The following is a 19297-nucleotide window of genomic DNA, read 5'->3' on the forward strand; positions in this document are numbered from 1 at the left end:
ACCAGGTGCAAATTATTTAATACTTATGTCCTTTGTAGGTATCAAGAAAAATGATTCGCACAGAAGTTTTATGTGCGAATAAATCCTATATACATTAAGAAAACTATCTGCCTATAATGCATAAAGATGATATTTAAAATATACAAATTTAAATCATCATTCTCTTTTGTAGTTGAAATAAAAATTTAACTCTTTATTCTAATAAGGATGAACTATGAAACATGTATCAACTTCAGGAAATACTCATACACATAATCACCCCACAACGAATCACATACACACTCATAGCACTGCTACAAACACAACTGTCGTAGTAACTAATCCACCACAAACTGTTGTAGTAACTTCTAATCCCTACGGCTTTTTCACTCCTTATCAAGTACAACACCCTAACTATCATAACCAGCATCAGCATACTCATCAACATATTGATCCAAACTCGCACACTCATACTCATCGTCCTTAATGGGTTCCACCATCTACTAAGGTATAATCTTGTTGATGGTCGCAATTTTTAGAATTGCGCTGAGAGTGTGAATTTTGAACTAAATGTGTTCTATTAAAAACTCTAAATGTCCAAACGCTTAACTAATAGTGCCATAATATATCATTTTGGTAAAAAATGATCCTTTGAGGCAAACACTTAGCTTTCGAAAGAACGTTACCTTCCGCAAATGCGGAAGGTGTAAAAAACAATAAATTTGCTGAAGCTTCATCTTACAATATACCATCAAATAGAACCTTAGCTGGAGGTGAGGATATGTGCGCAAATTCTAGCTCGTTAAAGCCTGAACCGATGCGCTCGACAAGAAAAATCGGTTTTGACTCCATAATTTTTTTCAGGACACGTTTTTTACCAAAAGATACAGTTTATTGAAACAGGCCATCTGCGTTTATTTCTCAAAAAAGAGCTACATCTCTAGGGAACATAGCCAATATCAAATCACAATATGAAAAAGTTATTCTCATTGTTGTAGATTAATCTTCAAAATGGTTAAGGTTTTTGAAGTAGAATTTGATGTTGTTTCAAAATACCTTAATTACTCGCCAAAAAAACTATGGTAAGTTAGCAAATTTAGTTATTATGTTACTTACTTAGGATTTTGCGGTTTTTCAATGCGCTCTATAGTTATTATTTTTTTAATATTTTTTTGCTCTGCATTTACTCATGCAAATGAAATTAATATTTCCACGACAACTATGAATGGAAGCACTATTTTTTTTCTGCAAGCAGGTGCATTCAATTTGGAAAAAGATGCACAACAGCGTCAAAAAGAACTTTCTGCGCTTGTGAATGAACCCGTAGAAATTAAAAACTTATCTGATAAAAAACTTTATCTTGTACAAATTGGCCCGATCAGTAATTATCTTGCTGCACGAGATTTGCAAAATAAATTATCTAAAAATGTTAACTCGAGTACAAATCAACAAGTTACTTCCTTTACTCCACCTAACCAAACTGCAAATACGGAGGAGCAAGCTCAAACACTGCCTGTTAACAGCAAATTATGGAATTTAAGAAATGCGGATATTCGTGCAGTTATTGCAGAAGTATCACGAGTTACCGGCAAAAATTTTGTTATCGACCCTCGGGTTCAAGGTAAAATATCGATTGTTTCTTCTACTCCCATGAATAATGATGAACTCTATCAAGTTTTTCTTTCGGTATTACAAGTATCTGGCTACGCTGCTATCCCAAATGGGGCTGTTGTTAAAATTATTCCTAATATAGATGCAAAAACACAATCCCCTGATACTTTGAATGAAATAAAGCATCCTCCTCATGGGGACGACATGATGGTCGCGGTGGTGCCTGTTCATTACGTCCCAGCAGAACAGTTAGTTCCTGTTTTACGCCCGTTAATGCCTCAATGGAGCAGTATTTCAGCTTATGCTCCATCTAATATGCTGATTTTATCAGGACGAGCCAATAACATTCATAGCCTTGCTGATATCATCAAACAAGTGGATAATTCATCTACAAGTGGAATCGATATGATCCATTTACAACATTCATTGGCTATGGATATTGCAGCTACATTGAAAGACCTAGTCAAAACTCAACCCAATATGGGAGGAGCACGAGCACAAACTACTATTGCAGCTGATGATCGTTCGAATTCCATTTTAATCAGTGGTTCTAAAACAGACCGAATAAGAATTAGAATGTTGATCTTAAAACTGGATAAGGAAAGTTCCGAAGGTCTTAATGCGAATACTCAAGTCGTTTATCTTAATTATTTAAGAGCAGAAGATTTAGTACCTATTCTTGCAGGTATTGCACAAGCAAACTTTAGCGGGAATGTCGGCACAACTATTGGAACAATAACCCGCCCTGCATTAGATAGTACCAATCCTGCCTCTAATCTTGCCAACAACGGCAATAATGCAACCACACAAAGTTCCACATCCCTATATCCGGTATCCGGTGGTTCATTAACTCCATCAGGTGCAACTGCAAATACAACATCGGCAACAACTCAAAATGAAGGTACAACTAAACCTACAGTACAAATTATTGCAGAACCCAACACAAACTCCATCATTCTCAATGCTCCTGCATCAGTAATACATATTCTTAAAAGAGTTATAGGACAACTGGATATTAAACCCGCACAGCTACTTATCGAAGCACTTGTAGCTGAAATTAATCAAGATGATGTCAATGATTTAGGGATAGAATGGGGCAGCAATCAACAAACAGGAAAACCAGGTGGCTTTAGAAATGGTTTCGCGATCATCAATAGCAAAACTCAAATTGCAGATTTTCAAGCACAAATCTATGCTTTAGCAAGAGCGCATAAAGCGAATATTCTATCAACACCCTCCGTTGTAGTACTCGACAATCGCCAAGCTAAAATTTTAGTCGGAAAACAGGTTTCTGTTGCTTCCACAAATTATCCTAATAATGCCGGAGGCACAACACCCGCAAGCCCCTATACAACTTTTGATCGTGTAAATGTCGCCTTGCATCTTTATGTCCGCCCTCAGATTACACGTGGAAATGGGATCCAGATGCAAATCGATCAAGGTAATGATACTTTAGATCCGCCAGCTACTGCAGAAGCATCCGTGAATCCGACTTTTAGAATCAGTAGTATCGTCACTTCAGTCCATGTTGAAAGTGGTGACATTGTTGTGCTAGGAGGATTAACTCAAGACAGATTAGATAATGACAATAACCGACTACCCATTCTAGGAGATCTTCCTGGTGTAGGTCGTTTATTTAAACGTAATATAAATACCCGAGAAAAAAGAGTTCTTATGGTTTTCATCAAGCCTATTATTTTACGTAATGAAAGAGATAGTATGCATCTATCTGGCGAAAAATATAATAATATTCGTCAATTTGAGCTAGATTGGCTAAGATCACAAGATGCATTTGTACAAAGTAATAATGCAACCGTCATGCCCGCATTAAAACGAGCTGACTTACCTAAACCGTTTAGTCGTCCACCTTTATTAGTGACAAAGTAATGGAACATGAAGAAAAGTCATTACAAATTCCTTACAGTTTTGCAAAAAACAATGGGATTGTAGTGGCTAATGAAATGACCAATAATCAGGCTACTGTTTATTATTTATCAAATACGTCTTTGCAAGCTTTAGCAGAAGTAAAACGTTTATTACAATGTGAATTTTCTTTAAAAAAAGTCGATGAGTCTGCTTTCCAGCAAGAATTAGCTCATGTTTATCAATCTAAATCATCCATATTAGATGCAGCCGGAGGCATGGAAGAAGATATGGATCTTTCATTACTCGCCAGTCAACTACCTGTTAGCGAAGATTTATTAGAAAACCAAGATGATGCCCCAATTATACGTTTGCTCAATGCTCTATTTACTCAAGCCATAAAACAAAAGGCATCTGATATTCATATTGAAACTTATGAAGATAGAGTCTTGGTACGCAATCGTATTGATGGTGTATTACATGAAGTTTTAGAAATTCAGCGTGCCATTGCTCCTCTGGTAATTTCCAGAGTCAAAGTAATGGCAAAATTAGATATTGCAGAAAAACGCATCCCTCAAGATGGGCGTATTTCACTACGCATTGGCGGTCATAATATCGATGTACGTGTCTCTACTCTTCCCTCTAATCACGGAGAGCGTGTCGTGTTGAGGATCTTGGATAAACAAGCGGCTCAATTAGATTTAAATCTGTTAGGTATGCCCAAAACGACTCTAAATGCGATGCGGAAAATGATTGCGGAACCTCATGGTATTATTTTAGTGACAGGCCCAACAGGTTCTGGAAAAACGACCTCTTTATATGCCATGCTGACCGAACTAAATCAAGTCACACGAAATATACTTACCATTGAGGATCCTATAGAATATGATCTTGAAGGTATAGGACAAACTCAAGTGAACACGAAAGTCCAAATGACCTTCGCTAAAGGTCTAAGGGCGATTCTCAGGCAAGATCCTGATGTAGTGATGATAGGAGAAATACGCGATCTTGAAACTGCCGAAATTGCAGTTCAAGCAAGTCTGACTGGACACCTGGTGCTGTCTACGTTACACACAAATAGTGCATTAGGGGCATTGACTCGCTTACGTGATATGGGAGTAGAATCTTTTCTTTTATCATCCAGTATTGTTGGTCTTATTGCTCAACGACTCGTTAGAAAATTATGTTCACATTGCAAAACTCCGCATCAATTAAGAGATGATGAAGTGGAGCTCATGGGGCTTACGCCTGATACGGACATATCCAAAGTCTTTGAACCTAAAGGTTGCGACTTATGCAATCACTTAGGTTACAGAGGAAGAACGGGGATTTACGAACTTATCACTATAGATGAAGTATTAAGAGGCATGATCCATCGTCATGAAGATCTGCAAACTATGGAAGAGCATCTGCGGCCAACAAGTCCTAGCATTCGCGATGATGGTTTTAAACGCGTACTTGCGGGCGATACTTCGCTTGCTGAAATTCTTCGAGTCACAACACAAAGTTAAAAATAGACCATATCCTGGACAACATACAATATGTAAGAAGTTCTCACAGAGCCCCTCTGCTACCACTCTTGATTTTTATAACTAAAACTTTTTTATTTTCTAAAGAACCCACAAAATATTAAATAACCCCCAAGTTGAACTATAATTCAACTATACAAGCCTAAAATGTAGTAGGAGATTATGATATGTCTCGATCACGCGTTGAAATATTAAAAGATATTGGGAGTGCTAAGGAATCCACAGAACAAAGACGTGTAGGAAGAGTTTCCAAAAAAACGAAATTAATAGAAGAAAATAATCGAGAAACCAAAGAAATATCCAGGGCGGTAATGAGACACCCTGACTCCGAGGTAATACAACAGCTTGAGTTTACTCGTCAAAGAATGGCCGAAGAATTTGGTAAAATGTCAGATGAAGCACTTACCTGGCTCTTGGGGGGATCATCTGAAATGTCTCGTGGCGGTTTTCAAGACAGCTCAACAAAAACAGCCGCACAAAAATTTAGAGAATTCTTGGAGGCTGATCCAGGTACCATTCCTCCGCAAAAATTAATCACTGGAATTGAAACAATTGGAACAGCCATGGGCTATAGAGCGATTCATGCCTCGTGGGTAGAGCCCCCTTTTACAGCCGAAACACCTGACCAGCAACTGATGGATGATAAAATTCAAGAGGTTATGAAAGATAAATTAACTAGGCCTATTGGAGATATTTACACTGCTCGCGGTAAAGATGATATCGCTAAAGAGCTCCTTAAACCTAACCCATCATACGAAGGCAGCATAATTACTGGTGAGCAAGAAGATGTATCCTCTGCGAGTGAAAATGAAGAAGAGGATCAATTACCTAGAAAATCATTAGATTCAAGAAAATTTAGAAGTGAAGTCCGCAAAGGATTCCCTTCATGGATAGGTGCAGCCGTGGACGGTGGAATCGAAATCAGGGGACATACCTCAGGAACTTGTCCATTGACGCTTGCTGCAATTGATGGGCTATGTTCTTCTGGAAAAGGCTCCGGAAGTACATGGTTGGACGAGAAATCTAATTTTGAGTCACTTGCTGGAGCACTTACAGTCGCCCCTTTCCAACGTGGTGATTATCATAGTATTGCGGAAACAGCCGCGGGAGTTAATCACTACTTAATAGAAAGAGCTATAAAAAAAGGAGAGGATATTGAAAATACTCCCCTACAACCATACGATGCCTTTAAGTATGGAATGTCCATGTTAGTAAAAGCATCTTCAAATGACAAAGCGTTGCAGACTGACAATTTATCAATACGAGAGGCAATTCAGGAACAATCAGAAGCAGTCATTTCCCGCACTAAGAAAATAGACTCGAAAATGAAAGAATATAATCCTCAAAAACCAGAAGAATTTTATGAGGATCTCCCTAAAAATCACGCTTCTTTAAGTCTAAATTAATAGAGACCATCAGCCACAAAGAAAAAGATTATGAAGATGGGTATGAAGCTGATGTAGAAAAAACATCACGCTCCTCTCGTTTTTCAGGTTTTAAAGAAAGAATGAAGCAAAGCAAAGAGCGTCAAGTAGATCTTGATGATGGGTATGAAGCAGATAACGATAGACCTTCTTATTAAAGAATGAGTACACCCTTACTTTAATGGCAGTTTGATATAAAGAGTTATATATCAAACTGCTGCTCTCCATTTTGTCTTTATTAAGCTGCACCAATGAAATAACTTTGATTTAAACCTCCAAGATTTGCAATTCTAACTCTTGGTATACATAAAAGCCCCTGCTCTTCTACTTCAGGAACAATACTATGCTGAAGAATCTCAAGCAAAGCTTTTCCTAAATCTGATTTCATGGCAGTTCTCTCTTCGTTTTCCATCCAGTAAAGTTGAAGGAACACTTTTGCTGCCTTGGGGTTGTTAAAACCAATATAAGAATAGATTTCTTGAATCACTCCACCCTGAGCAGTATTCACGTCCATATTGGGTACAATTCGCAGAATATTGTGAATCCTCTCGAAAAGACTTTTAAAATTAATAAGATTTGCATTTATGTTTTGAGAAATGGTAAGCGTCAACTGAGGCATGAGTAATTCCTATATTTAATTTATTTGTTATAAATTCAGAATATTAGCTCTGTTGAACTGGCGGATTGAATTTATATTAACCTTTTTCCAATCAAACAGTTTCTAATAGTTAGGTGGGTACTTACGGCTAGTTTAGCTCTGAACGAAAGTTACATCCATATATCTTATACCATTTTTATAAATTACCAAAATTAGGGCTTGGGAAAAAAATTAGAACTCCATGTGTTATAACTACCCACTACCCTCCTAAAGCAAGGTATAATTTAACCGTATCCTGATAACGTTGGGCTTGCGCTCGAACATAACCTAATCGAGCTTGTGCGTAATCGCGTTCAGCATTAAGAATTTCTAAAACCCCAACATTTCCTTCATTAAAACTAATCCTAGCCAATTTTAAAGAATTTCTTGCTGTATTCACTGCTTTTTTTTGCAAAATTACTTCTTCTTCATCATGCAGCAGTGCATATAGTACATCATGTACTTCTCCAAAAGCATTTAAAACAATTTGTTGATAGTTTGCATAAGCGGATTGATAAGCATGTATGGATGCCCGGTGTTGTGCGCGCAACGCCCCTCCATTAAAAATTGGGGTAGTTAAATTCCCAATAAGGCTCCAGGCATTAGAAGAGCCATTGAATGGGATAAGCGCTTCTTGCATAGCCGTAGCTGATATAGTGATGTTAGGGTAAAGTTGTGCCGTGGCAATTCCAACATCTGCGCTTGCAGCATGAAGTATGGATTCCGCAGCAAGAATATCTGGTCTTTTATGTACTAATTTGGAAGGAATGCTTAATGGCAATTCTTTGGGTAAGGTAATGTCATTTAACCTAAAAGTATCTATTTTAAAACGTGCGGGAGATATACCCAGCAAAATACCTAACTTACTTTGGACAATTTTTATTCGTTGATATAGAGGGGGTAACAGAGTCTCATCTTTCGTTAATTGACTTTGAGCACTTAGAACTTGGGTTTGAGTTGTTGCTCCCAAAGCAAAAGCTTTTCGGACTAATTGCACGTTTTTTTTATCATCAAGAATAATTTCCTGAGTAGCAGTTAGTTGGGAATTTAATTCAGCTATTTCTAAAAAAGCTTCTGCAATATTACCAGTAATCGTAAGATAGGTAGCATTCAATTCTTGTTGCTGGTAATCCACTATAGCCTGTTGTTTTTCAATTGTGCGACGAGTCCCCCCAAATACATCTAATATATAATTTACGCTCGGGCCTATTTGATAATAAGTAAATGCCGGAATAGAGGTATCAATTGGTCCAAATAAAGCAGCACCATATTTTTGGCGACCAGTACCTGCATTCATGTTTCCCTGGGGCCAGAGTTGTCCTTTAGCAGCTTTTACCATTTCACGTGCTTGGGCCAGGTTTTCTTGCATGACAGTTAAGGAATAATTATGTTTTTGCCCTTGCAGCATCATTTCATTTAATGCTGATGAATGAAATGATGTCCACCAATTTGCTGACACATGATCTAAGTTAAGATCTCTTTCCCCAAATTGTTTTTTTATTGGTGCAGTATACGTTCTACCAGGTACAAAAGTAGGTTTCACGAAATCAGGGCCAACGGTGCATGCAGTCAGTAAATTAATTCCCACCCCAAAAAGTAAACAATACGGATAAAAGTTCATAAGTTAATCCATAGCAATTGAATGTTCTACTTTGTCTTTAGGTTTTTTTATAAGACAAAGCAAAGGAAGAACACCGAGGGTAATTAGCATCATTAATTTAAAATCGTCAATATAGGCAATCATCGTTGCTTGATTAGTGATCATATAGTTTAAAGAAACCAATCCTGAGGGTGTTGATAGATCAACATGATTCGCAAAATAAGCATTATTTGCTGTGATATTGTATGGTGTTATATGAGAAGCAAGGACGCCATGATTAATCTGCGTATTACTTGTCAACAAGCTAGTTACTATTGAGATACCTATGCTGCTGCCTATATTTCTCATCAAATTAAATAATGAAGTCCCTTCATTACGCAAAGCCCCTCTTAGAGTGGAAAATGTAAGTGTACTCAAAGCAACATATGCTAAACCGATACCAAACCCCTGTACCACACCAACCCAAATAATTGCCCATGAGTCGATATACAAAGAATAAGAAGTCATTCCCCAAAGAGAAAAAGCAGTAGTAAGCAAGCCTGCAGCAACCAAAAATCGAGGATCTACCCGATTAATAATTTTTCCTACCAGTATCATAGCAAGCATAGTTCCAACTCCTCGAGGTGCCGTAACTAGACCTGCAGTGATCACGGGATAATTTAATTGATTCTGAAGCAACGGAGGAATTAAAGCGAGGGTTGCAAAAAGAACGATTCCAATAACAAAAATCAGTATATTGCCTGTTACAAAATTACGATCCTTAAATAACTCAAGATTTATAAAGGGCTTCTTATAAGTAATGCTATGAATAAGAAAAAGATAGAACCCTAGTCCGGAAATAATTGTTTCCAATATAATTTCTGGAGAACTAAACCAATCTTTTAACTCTCCTCGATCAAGCATTAACTGTAAAGCACTGACACCAATGCTTAATGTGATAAAACCCATAAAATCAAATTGGCTTTTTTGTGTTTTTGTCTCTGATAGGAAAAAATAAAGTCCAGCGAACGAAAAGACGCCAATAGGAACATTGATATAAAAAACCCAACGCCAATTATAGTTTTCAGTGAGCCAGCCACCTAATGCAGGGCCTAATATTGGTCCAAGAGTTACCCCTACACCCCACAAGGCCATTGCTTTACCAAAATTATCTTTCGAATTAATATCAAATAAAATTGATTGTGATAAAGGTACTAATGCTGCCCCAAAGATACCTTGCATGAGCCTAAAAATAACCATTTCAGGTAAACTTCCTGCTATTCCACATAAAATTGAAGAAAACGTAAATCCAGCTATTGATGTTAAAAAAACCAATTTTCTACCCAAATAGCCTGCCAACCATCCTGTCAGTGGGATAGCAATGGCTGCTGCAACAATATATGAAGTGAGAACCCAGGACATTTGGTCTTGGGTTGCAGCAAGTGAGCCTTGCATGTGTGGCAAAGCTACATTGGCAATAGTAGAGTCAAGTGACTGCATGATGGTAGCGAGCATCACCGAAAAGGTAATTGCCTTATAAGACAGACTTTCTTTAGGAAGAATTGTTGTAGAAAAATCATTCATTTGAATTTGCTGAAAAAATTCGACTACGTTGGGTATCCACCGTCACGACAACACTTAAGCCCGACTTTAAAAAAGGCATCTTTTCTACATCATTTATAGCGATGCGTATAGGTATTCTTTGCGTAATTTTCACCCAATTTCCCGTGGCATTTTCTGGGGGCAACAAAGAAAAAGTAGCACCTGTACCTGGACTGGTACTTACGACATAACCTGATATTTTTTTATCACTATACGCATCAATCACAATCACAGCGTTTTGTCCTGGTTTAATATTGGTTATTTGGGTTTCCTTTAAATTAGCTTCAACCCATATATTTTTATCGGAAATCAAGGCAAACACCGCAGCGCCTGCATGGATATAATCGCCAGGCTGTATCTGCTCTACTTTTGTGACAATACCATTCATAGGTGCTTTAACTACGGTATATGACAGATTAAGCTTTGCTCGATTAACTTGAGCTTTAGCTTGTTGAACTAATGGATGTTGGTCCACAGAAATATTCTGATTATTTGCCAAACTAGCCAGTGCATTTGCCATTTGCTGTTGTGCTACGGTCAATTGTTGTGTCGCATTTTCTAAGGCATTAGTCGCTTTATTTAATTGTCTTTGGGACGAAATACCTGAGACAGCCAATTTCTTTTGACGATTATATTCTTGCTGCATGTAACTAAATGTTTGTTGTGCTTTTTTTGTATTAGCTTCACGTTGTTTATAAGTTGCTTTGAGCGCTTGTACTTGTAACCGTGTATTGATTAATTCTGCCTTGGCTTTTTCGAAAGCAATTTGATAAGGCTGATCATCAAGGCTAAATAAAGGAGTTCCTTCTGTTACCTTTTGATTATCATGTACATAAATCTTTACAATTTGGCCAGATACATTAGCACTAATAGCTGCTTTGGCAGCCTGGATGTAGGCATTATCAGTAGAAATATAACGACCACCAAACAAATAACACAATAAAATGACCAAAAAAAGAATAAATGGGACGCCAACAAGCAAAAACCGCCTATGCTCTTGCATCCAGTTTGTTAACTTCATTTTGAACCACACATCTTTGCAGATAAGCACATTTGAATATACAATTTGACATAATAAGTAAATATTGTCAAACTTTGTTACGGATGTATTTTTTATAAATTGACTTTTTATCTCAATTTAAGATAATTAAAAAATGACTCAGGAACTCACCATAAAACATTGCGATAAAAGAAAGGAAATAATTCTTAAGGCCGCCCTTAAATGTTTTTTGCAGTTTGGATACAGTAAAACATCAATGGAAGACGTGGCTAAAGAAGCTAATTTATCCAGACCGCTCATCTATTTAAAGTTTAAAAATAAAGAAGAACTTTATGTTGAAGTAATTGAATACTTAACAGAAGGGCGTATTGAAAAAGCCAAGCACGCACTAAAAGCCCATGAATCAAAAAAACAAAAGCTCATAGAGTTTTATGAGATTTTGCTATTAAAACCTTGGGAACAACTTATGGAAAGACCTATGTCTGCTGATTTGTATTGGGCATATAAAACGCTATTCCAGGAACTTGCTCAAAAACATAAATTGCTTGCGCTACAATGCATAGAGAACATTTTTGAGAGTAAGGAACTGGCCCTCCTATTTGTCTTAGCGGTTGAGGGTTTAAAATCTGATTTACCAGACACACAAACACTAAAAAAACGATTGGATATGCTTATAGAACGTTTTGTATAAATGAACTTTATTTTCTTGTGGTTCATCCATTGATTTGAATACAGCAAATTTTGAGGTAATTAAAGAGAGCTTGTCTCTTTTAATTGCTTCATAAGCAGCCATTATTTAACTAATAATGCTATGTTAATTAGCCCTCTTGCATTAAAACTTACGCTTTAAGATCTCGGGTGTGTCGACAATCACACCCTAAGATTGCTAAAAAAGTGATTTCTCTCTAATTACTCTTAATATAGATAACTTTTGAATTCGATACTCAAAAAAACTCCCTGTTTTCTATTGTATGAATGCCTTATTTATGATGAGGCCTAATCTGATTCTCGTCAGCATTATAAACCTCTTTGGCTAAAATTGTATCGATTTTAGCTGAAAGTTTTGGTCCTAGTGCGTTTCGATAATCCATATAATTATTCCAACAATAATTCGTTACTTTTTGTAGAATTTGCTTGTAATTGTTGTTTGATTCAGCTTTATCAACAATTAACTTAATACACCTATAATGGCCTGCAGATGGGTCAGAGCGTTTATCTTGTAATAAAAGATCCACAATATTTGCATGACCATTATAACAAGCTTGTTGTAACCCAAAAGAATCAGTAATACTTGGTGCATAAGAATATTCTATAGCTTGGATAGAAGGAGATCCTGGATTTACTCTACTGTCATTTAAAAAAGTTCTACGAAATTACTATACCCTAAGCCACAAGCCTCCTGAAAAGCTTCGTTTATCTCATTATCTTCAATATAGTTTTTTGATAATCTTTTTTTAACTTCATCAATGTTATTGGAACGCACGTATTCGATCAATTTCATAAAATTTCCTTTTGTATAGAAATAAGCGGCGATTATAACATATTTAGACTAATTTGTAATTAGTATGGGTAAATTTTCGCCTATTTCGATTAAGAATAGCATACAAATCACTGTCTATTTTAACCAATGACTCTAATATGAAATTTTTTTACTCTGAATCAAGGGCGCGCTGTAAAAAAGTTGCCGTTAATCTACTATAATTGAACAGTTATCTCCCAAAACTACCAAGGTTACTGTACTGTCTTTTGTTAAAGTTTTAGAGCCACAAATAATATCATCCCCAAAAGGCGTGTGCTTTCTAAGGCCAAATACATATTCTTTATTGGAAGGTCCTCTACCTGAATAAGATTTCCCTGCTGTGCCGCTTTTTTTCCCTTCCACGACAAATCCCAATGCTGCCGCCGTTTTTTCATTTGTTTTCACATGAACACGAATAGTATCATTGGCAAAAATATCAGTTGAAGAAAAAAAAGTGGGGAGACAGCTTAATATTACTAGCAAACTCCGTTTCATAATACTCTCCTTGTAATTATGATATTTACTATAGCTTATTTTTTGCGGTGTACCTATTAAATACACCCCTAAATGGGCAAAAACTCCTATGAAAATCAAGTGCTAATGGTTACTATATAAGTAATTTTATGATGATAAAATGGAAATTAAGTTATTGTTAAAGGATCTATTATGTGGCTAACCAGAGGAATTGCTTGCTTTAGCTTATATGCATTAGCATCCTGTACTATCTCTCTGCCTCAACAAAGCCAAGTTAAAAATATAAAAGCTGTTCCAAGCATGGAACATAGTATTAAAAAAAGCCTGCAAAAAAAGAATATTTTTTCTCAAGGAAAATGGCCAAACAAACAATGGTGGTTGTCTTATAATTCTCCTGAACTTAATCTCCTAGTCACAGAAGCCTTAGGGTATAATCCATCAATTCAAGAAGTTAAAAAGCGCATTGAAGTAGCGAAACAGCAAGCGATTGTTACACGTTCGGTGCTCTTTCCGTTAGTTTTTTTTAACGCAGATGAGAACAGACAATATATCAGTCACAACGGTTTATATCGTGCATTCAATCCCTCATTTCCTTTAAATGCTAACCTTTTAGATCTTTCACTTTCATTTAATTATGAAGTTGATTTTTGGGGGCAAAACCGTAATCTCTTTCGTGCTGCTCTAGGAGAGGCAAAAGCGCAAGAAGCAGAAGCTGCTGAAGTAGAATTGATTACAAGTACCGCAACGGCACAGGCCTATTTTGCTTATAAAACAAATCTGATAAGAAAAGAATTATATGTACAATTAATTAACGTGCGACAAAAAATTGCAACATTACAAAACTTGTTAGTACAAAAAGGTCTTTCTTCAAAATTACCTGCGTTAGAAACATCAGAAAAATTACTTGAAGCAAAAAAATTACTTTCCAGTATTACTGATGAACTTACTGCAAACAAACACTTAATTAATACATTAACTGGGCGTGGAGCTGACAGTCCTTTGTCAATCAATTCCTCGCTTCCAAGAGTACCTAAGTCATTGAATATTCCAAAAATCCTGCCATTAGATTTCTTAGCTCGGAGACCAGATCTTATGGCGCAAATTTGGCGCGCTAAAGCTTTAGCTTATAAAACAGGAGCAGCAATGGCCGAATATTATCCCAATATAAATCTTGTTGGCCTTCTCGGTCTAGAAAGCACAGGTTGGAAAAAACTTTTTGATATCTCGAGCGGCACAGCAGCATTTAGGCCTGCATTAAGTTTGCCCATTTTCACTGCAGGAGCGATACGAGCAAATATCAAAGCATCTAAAGCACAATTCGACGCAGCTATTGATGCATATAACAATTTGCTCCTATACAGTACCCAAGAAGTTCTGGATGTCTTAGCATTTGCGGAGGACATTTATCAACAAAAAGCAGAACAAGAACACGTAGTTGAATTGGCAAAACAGCGTTATGAACTTAGCTATTTACGTCAGAAAAAAGGATTAGATAGTCTCTTTGAGCTTTATTTTTTTCAAGAAGAGGTCATTCAAAAAAAGATTGTAGATGTTACTTTATTGTATAACCAATACTTAGCCTCAATAAAATTGACCAAAGCCCTAGGAGGCGGTTACTACCAAAATACAATACCGTTGGTGAAAAATTCATGAAAAAGAAATCTTCCTCTTTTTATTTTGCAATCATCCTTTTTATTCTATTTCTTTTTCTTTTGTTGTATTGGTTTATTGTTTGGAGAAACGAAGTTTACACCAATGACGCTTATGTCCAAGGAAACCAAGTTTATATTAAATCCTTACATCCTGGATTCGTTACAGGTATTTATACTGATGATAGTTTTCTAGTAAAAAAAGGACAGCTGATTGTTTCTTTAAATGAAACGGACTCTCTTATCGCACTTGAAAAGGCAAAAAAGAAGCTTGCTCAAACAGTGCGTGATGTATGCCAGGCATTTCACGATGTATTTATATTAGCCGCAGATATAGACGTAAAAAAAGCAGAACTTTTAAAAGCACAGCAAAATCTGAAACACCGCTATGATGTAATTGACGCCAAAGGGGTTTCTCTCGAGGATTATCAGCATGCGCAAGATGATCTCAAAGCCTCAATAGCTTCATTAAAAAGCACTAAGAATAATTATCAGAAAATGCTCGCATTTGTACAAGGTACTTCGATTATTGAACACCCCTGGGTACAAGAAGCAGCACAAGAAGTACGCGATGCCTGGGTGCAATTATATCGATGTAAAATTTATGCTCCTGTAGATGGTCTAGTAGCGCAAAGAACCATTCAAGTAGGTATGTGGGTCTCCCCTAACGATCCACTGATGTCTATTATTCCCCTCGATCAAATATGGGTTAATGCCAACTATAAAGAAACTCAACTCAAAAAAATGCGTATTGGCCAAAAAGTTAAATTCACTTCGGATCTTTATGGTTCTGGTGTAGTGTTTCATGGCAAAATTGTTGGTTTACCTGGAGGAGCGGGCAATGCCTTTTCATTATTACCTCCTGAAAACCTCTCCGGAAATTGGATTAAAATCGTCCAAAGACTACCGGTTCGAGTGGCACTAGTCCCGGATGAGTTAAAAAAACATCCTCTTCGAATTGGTCTCTCTTTAGAGGTCACAACTGATCTGTCTGATCAAGATGGTCCTTTGGTACCTACATCTACTTCGGACTCACCTCATTATGTGACTGATATTTTCCAAAAAGAAGAAACTGGTGATAAAGAATTAATAACAGAAATTATTAAGAGCAATTTAGATCCAAATCTTCAGGCATATGCTAATACCCCTCTTATTTTAAATAAATTTGCTTTAAATGAGAGAAGATAAATAATGATTCTCTATATTTTGCTCTTAGCACTTGCCGCAGTCATTTTTAATCTCACCTTGCCAATAATGGCTGGTCTTTATATTGTAAGTGATCTAGGGGGTAGCCCCTATATGACCTCCTATACTGTCAGTTTTTTTTGCATTGGAAATCTTTTAGGAGTCCCTCTGGGAAAACCCGCAGCAACACCTTTAAGTCCTATACAACTTTTTGTAGTCTGTCTCAGTTTGACTGCTTTATGTTCTTGGGGATGTGCCACTGCTACCAATTTTTTAGTTTTATCTTATTTAGATTTTTAGAAGGATTTGCTTCGGGAGCAATGTTTCTTCTCATTACTTATACACTTATTCCCTTATTATCTTCTAATAAAGATAAAGTCTATATTCTTTCCTTAGTCTTAATTTGTCTTTCAATAGTTCCCGTCATTGGTGCCTCATACGGAGCATGGATTGCTTATGACTACCATTGGCGATTTCTGTTTTTTTCTAATGTGCCTTTATGTGTCTTGTTAATTTTGTATGTTGGTTATGGCTATAGAAGATACCATGAACCCGTAAAAGAAATAGTTTTTGATAAACTGGGATATTTTTATTATTGTGTCAGCATGATTTTTATTGGAGCAGCATTAACAACCGGTCAGGAATTAGATTGGTTTCGTTCTTCTCTGATCATTTTTTTACTAATTTCAGGAGTAATCTGTTTTATTTTCTTTATATTACGCTGTTGGTCCGCTAAAAATCCAGTTGTTGATTTGCAACTGTTGAAAAATTTTTATTTTTCACTAGCCATGATCTACATTGCATTACTTTTTGCAATCTATTTCGGCATGGTCATTTTGCTGTCTTTATGGCTGAAGCTCTATGTCAATTACACTCCAGATTGGATTGCTTTAATCATAGGGACAATGGCATTTTGTGGATGGATCCCGGTGGTTCTTAATAAAAAACAATATGAACCATTTCCTCCATTAATAATTGCCCTACTTTTTTTTGCCATTTCTTGTTTTTATACCAGCTACTTTAATGTAGATATTAATTTCAATCGAGTTGCATTTTCTCGAGGCCTAGCGGGCATTGGGCTTGCGTTATTTTTATCTCCACTTTTCCAATTATCAATACATACCTTTCCTGAAACAAAACTGGCTGAATGCATTTGCTTTTTCCATGTATCACGCTTAATTGGAAGTGGATTGGGAGTTGCGTTATTTTCCATTTTATGGCACAGACGAGAAGTTTTTTTTCATTTGCGTTTAGGCAGCAGTTTAACCGCATTCTCTCAGGAAACACAGCTATTTTTAACCCGAGCAAAACTATTACATCTTCAAGGAAAACATGCTTCTGCACAATTAAATTATTATTTGACGCGACAAGCAACTGCACTAGCTTTAGATGACTGCTTTTATCTCATGGGTTGGATGGCACTCATTTTGATGATTTTTTTAATCATAGTTTTTGTATTTCGCTTAAAAAGAACCAAAGCGCCAATAAAAAAAGATAAAGCCCCGTTATTACTTCATAATAATATTTAATAGATCCTCGGCTGTTGCGAACAAAAATGAGTAAAAATTAGGTTATGACTCCTGCTGATTACATTAAAATTTCGCGTTTATTACTTCTTTTAACCAAAATAATTTAGGGGCAAGATAATGAAATCTGAATTGGAAATGGTGTAAAGCCATTTTGAAGTTAGGCTTAATCAAGAGTGACGCTCTTCTAAAAGGCGACTTCTCTATATATAGCCAAAATCAATCGCCTTCCTTGAAAGCAAAAGGGCCAAAAGCATAAACCTTAAACTTTGTCTTAGCCCATATCTTTTTATAGCCTCACAACTTTCACAGCGGTGCGATTCCTTAAGGAAACAAATCTTGCTCTCAATCTATTCTACTTTACGCCAAGTAGTCCCATTAATTCCATCTTCCAATTCAATACCTTGGCTCAATAGATCCGACCTTATCTGATCAGCGCGCTCCCAATTACGCTCCGTGCGTGCTTGTAGTCGCTCTTTGATTAATTCTTCTATTGACGCTTTGACTTCTTCATCTAATCCTGACTGCAAGAAAGATGAAGGATCTGTTTGCAATAACCCCATAATATTTCCCAAATATTTCAAAGTAGCTGCTAAAATAGGCGAATTGCTTTTATTAATTTCATGGCTAAGCTGGAACAAGACAGATAAGGCCACTGGGGTATTAAAATCATCATTCATTGCTTGATTAAATTCATTAATCCAATGATTATCTAATTCACCCTCTGCAATAATGCGACTATCCTTGATTGTTTGATACAAACGAGTTAATGCCTTTTTGGCATTAGCCAAGTTTTCTTCAGAATAATTTAATGAACTACGATAATGACTGCTTAAAAGAAAATAACGCACTACTTCTGGATGATGTTTTGCTAAAACATCTGCAATAGTAAAGAAATTGCCTAATGACTTTGACATTTTTTCATTATTAACCTGCAACATCCCTACATGCAGCCAATAATTTGCAAAAGGTTTTTCAGTAGCAGCCTCACTCTGAGCGATTTCATTTTCATGATGAGGAAATTGCAAATCCAAGCCCCCTCCATGAATATCAAACTGCTCACCTAATTCACTCATTGCCATCGCCGAACATTCAATATGCCAACCGGGACGTCCTTCGCCCCAGGGGGAAGGCCAGCTAGGTTCTCCTGGTTTTGCCTTTTTCCATAAAACAAAATCTAATGGAGAACGCTTTTCCTTAACAATTTCAACCCGAGCACCGGCAACTAGTCCCTCTAAATCTTTGTTTGATAATTTACCATAGTTGACAAATGAATTGACCTGATAACACACATCACCATTATCGCTTAGATAAGCATTCCCTTTAGCAAGCAACCGTTCAATCAAATGAACAATGCTATGAATATGTTCTGTAGCACGTGGTTCTACATCAGGCGGCAAAATATTTAACGCGCGCGTATCCTCATTCATTGCTGCAATATATTGAGCGGTCAATTCATCTATAGGTATCGCTCGCTCATGCGCCCGTGCAATAATTTTATCGTCAATATCCGTAATATTACGGATATATTTCACATCATAACCCTGGGAGCGCAGATAGCGCACAATGACATCGAAAGCAACCATAGAGCGTGCATGGCCGATATGACAGCGATCATATACAGTAATACCACAAACATAAATACCAATTTTTCCAGGTGAAATGGAAACAAATGGTTCTTTTGCTCTGGTTAAAGAATTATACAAATGCAACATATTGA

The 19297-nt window shown here is 36.7% G+C and carries 16 protein-coding genes; 9 read left to right on the plus strand and 7 right to left on the minus strand.

Translation table 11 applies throughout. The features are described from left to right. Nucleotides 1-214 precede the first annotated feature (214 nt). The 4 genes from EL220_RS12475 to EL220_RS12490 all read left to right on the plus strand — a co-directional run bounded on the left by EL220_RS12475 (nucleotide 215) and on the right by EL220_RS12490 (nucleotide 6388). Nucleotides 215-466: a hypothetical protein gene (locus EL220_RS12475; protein WP_027270303.1), complete on the plus strand. Its 252-nt coding sequence runs from the start codon at nucleotides 215-217 to the stop codon at nucleotides 464-466. A gap of 650 nt (nucleotides 467-1116) precedes the next feature. Further along, nucleotides 1117-3477, plus strand: a complete 2361-nt coding sequence (gene lspD / locus EL220_RS12480; protein ID WP_027270304.1) for a GspD family T2SS secretin variant LspD — start codon at nucleotides 1117-1119, stop codon at nucleotides 3475-3477. Continuing rightward, nucleotides 3477-4964 (plus strand): GspE family T2SS ATPase variant LspE, encoded by a 1488-nt coding sequence (gene lspE / locus EL220_RS12485; protein WP_027270305.1) that lies wholly within the window; start codon nucleotides 3477-3479, stop codon nucleotides 4962-4964. The genes lspD and lspE overlap by 1 nt, the downstream gene beginning before the upstream one ends. 185 nt (nucleotides 4965-5149) lie before the next feature. Next, nucleotides 5150-6388: a hypothetical protein gene (locus tag EL220_RS12490; protein WP_232002437.1), complete on the plus strand. Its 1239-nt coding sequence runs from the start codon at nucleotides 5150-5152 to the stop codon at nucleotides 6386-6388. A 256-nt stretch (nucleotides 6389-6644) separates the two neighbouring features. Here the strand turns inward: EL220_RS12490 and EL220_RS12495 are convergent, their stop codons facing one another. The 4 genes from EL220_RS12495 to EL220_RS12510 all read right to left on the minus strand — a co-directional run bounded on the left by EL220_RS12495 (nucleotide 6645) and on the right by EL220_RS12510 (nucleotide 11245). Beyond that, nucleotides 6645-7025 (minus strand): hypothetical protein, encoded by a 381-nt coding sequence (locus EL220_RS12495; protein ID WP_027270307.1) that lies wholly within the window; start codon nucleotides 7023-7025, stop codon nucleotides 6645-6647. A gap of 238 nt (nucleotides 7026-7263) precedes the next feature. Further along, a complete protein-coding gene (locus tag EL220_RS12500; RefSeq protein WP_027270308.1) occupies nucleotides 7264-8664 on the minus strand; it encodes an efflux transporter outer membrane subunit in 1401 nt (466 codons plus the stop codon). 3 nt (nucleotides 8665-8667) lie between these two features. Then, nucleotides 8668-10206 (minus strand): DHA2 family efflux MFS transporter permease subunit, encoded by a 1539-nt coding sequence (locus EL220_RS12505; protein WP_051544712.1) that lies wholly within the window; start codon nucleotides 10204-10206, stop codon nucleotides 8668-8670. Then, entirely contained in the window at nucleotides 10199-11245 is a 1047-nt protein-coding gene (locus EL220_RS12510; protein WP_051544713.1) for an HlyD family secretion protein, read from the minus strand. The genes EL220_RS12505 and EL220_RS12510 overlap by 8 nt, the downstream gene beginning before the upstream one ends. Nucleotides 11246-11378: 133 nt before the next feature. Here EL220_RS12510 and EL220_RS12515 point away from each other — a divergent pair, with 133 nt between their 5' ends. Further along, nucleotides 11379-11915 carry a TetR/AcrR family transcriptional regulator gene (locus tag EL220_RS12515; RefSeq protein WP_035905794.1) on the plus strand — a complete coding sequence of 179 codons (537 nt, stop codon included), beginning with the start codon at nucleotides 11379-11381 and terminating at the stop codon, nucleotides 11913-11915. Nucleotides 11916-12578: 663 nt separating this feature from the next. On the opposite strand, the gene EL220_RS19140 is transcribed toward EL220_RS12515, so the two are convergent. Together EL220_RS19140 and EL220_RS12525 are read right to left on the minus strand one after the other, a co-directional pair. Next, nucleotides 12579-12725, minus strand: coding sequence for a hypothetical protein (locus tag EL220_RS19140; protein ID WP_232002438.1), 147 nt, complete (start codon nucleotides 12723-12725; stop codon nucleotides 12579-12581). Nucleotides 12726-12911: 186 nt separating this feature from the next. Next, nucleotides 12912-13238 (minus strand): hypothetical protein, encoded by a 327-nt coding sequence (locus EL220_RS12525; RefSeq protein WP_027270311.1) that lies wholly within the window; start codon nucleotides 13236-13238, stop codon nucleotides 12912-12914. Nucleotides 13239-13409: 171 nt separating this feature from the next. Here EL220_RS12525 and EL220_RS12530 point away from each other — a divergent pair, with 171 nt between their 5' ends. From EL220_RS12530 to EL220_RS12540, 4 genes are read left to right on the plus strand one after another with little or no spacing between them, the layout of a single operon-like run. Next, nucleotides 13410-14870: an efflux transporter outer membrane subunit gene (locus EL220_RS12530; protein ID WP_027270312.1), complete on the plus strand. Its 1461-nt coding sequence runs from the start codon at nucleotides 13410-13412 to the stop codon at nucleotides 14868-14870. Beyond that, nucleotides 14867-16054, plus strand: coding sequence for an efflux RND transporter periplasmic adaptor subunit (locus tag EL220_RS12535; RefSeq protein ID WP_027270313.1), 1188 nt, complete (start codon nucleotides 14867-14869; stop codon nucleotides 16052-16054). Before EL220_RS12530 ends, EL220_RS12535 begins: the two co-directional genes overlap by 4 nt. A gap of 3 nt (nucleotides 16055-16057) precedes the next feature. After that, the gene (locus EL220_RS19145; RefSeq protein WP_232002439.1) at nucleotides 16058-16351 is read left to right on the plus strand and encodes a hypothetical protein; all 294 of its coding nucleotides are present in this window, start codon (nucleotides 16058-16060) and stop codon (nucleotides 16349-16351) included. After that, complete coding sequence (locus tag EL220_RS12540) at nucleotides 16303-17580, plus strand: MFS transporter (protein WP_232002440.1); 1278 nt, start codon at nucleotides 16303-16305, stop codon at nucleotides 17578-17580. The genes EL220_RS19145 and EL220_RS12540 overlap by 49 nt, the downstream gene beginning before the upstream one ends. A 347-nt stretch (nucleotides 17581-17927) precedes the next feature. On the opposite strand, the gene cysS is transcribed toward EL220_RS12540, so the two are convergent. Beyond that, complete coding sequence (gene cysS / locus EL220_RS12545; protein WP_027270315.1) at nucleotides 17928-19292, minus strand: cysteine--tRNA ligase; 1365 nt, start codon at nucleotides 19290-19292, stop codon at nucleotides 17928-17930. Between the last annotated feature and the right edge of the window lie 5 nt (nucleotides 19293-19297).

Origin of the sequence: Legionella sainthelensi (assembly GCF_900637685.1) — a bacterium.
Taxonomy (GTDB): Bacteria; Pseudomonadota; Gammaproteobacteria; order Legionellales; family Legionellaceae; genus Legionella; species Legionella sainthelensi.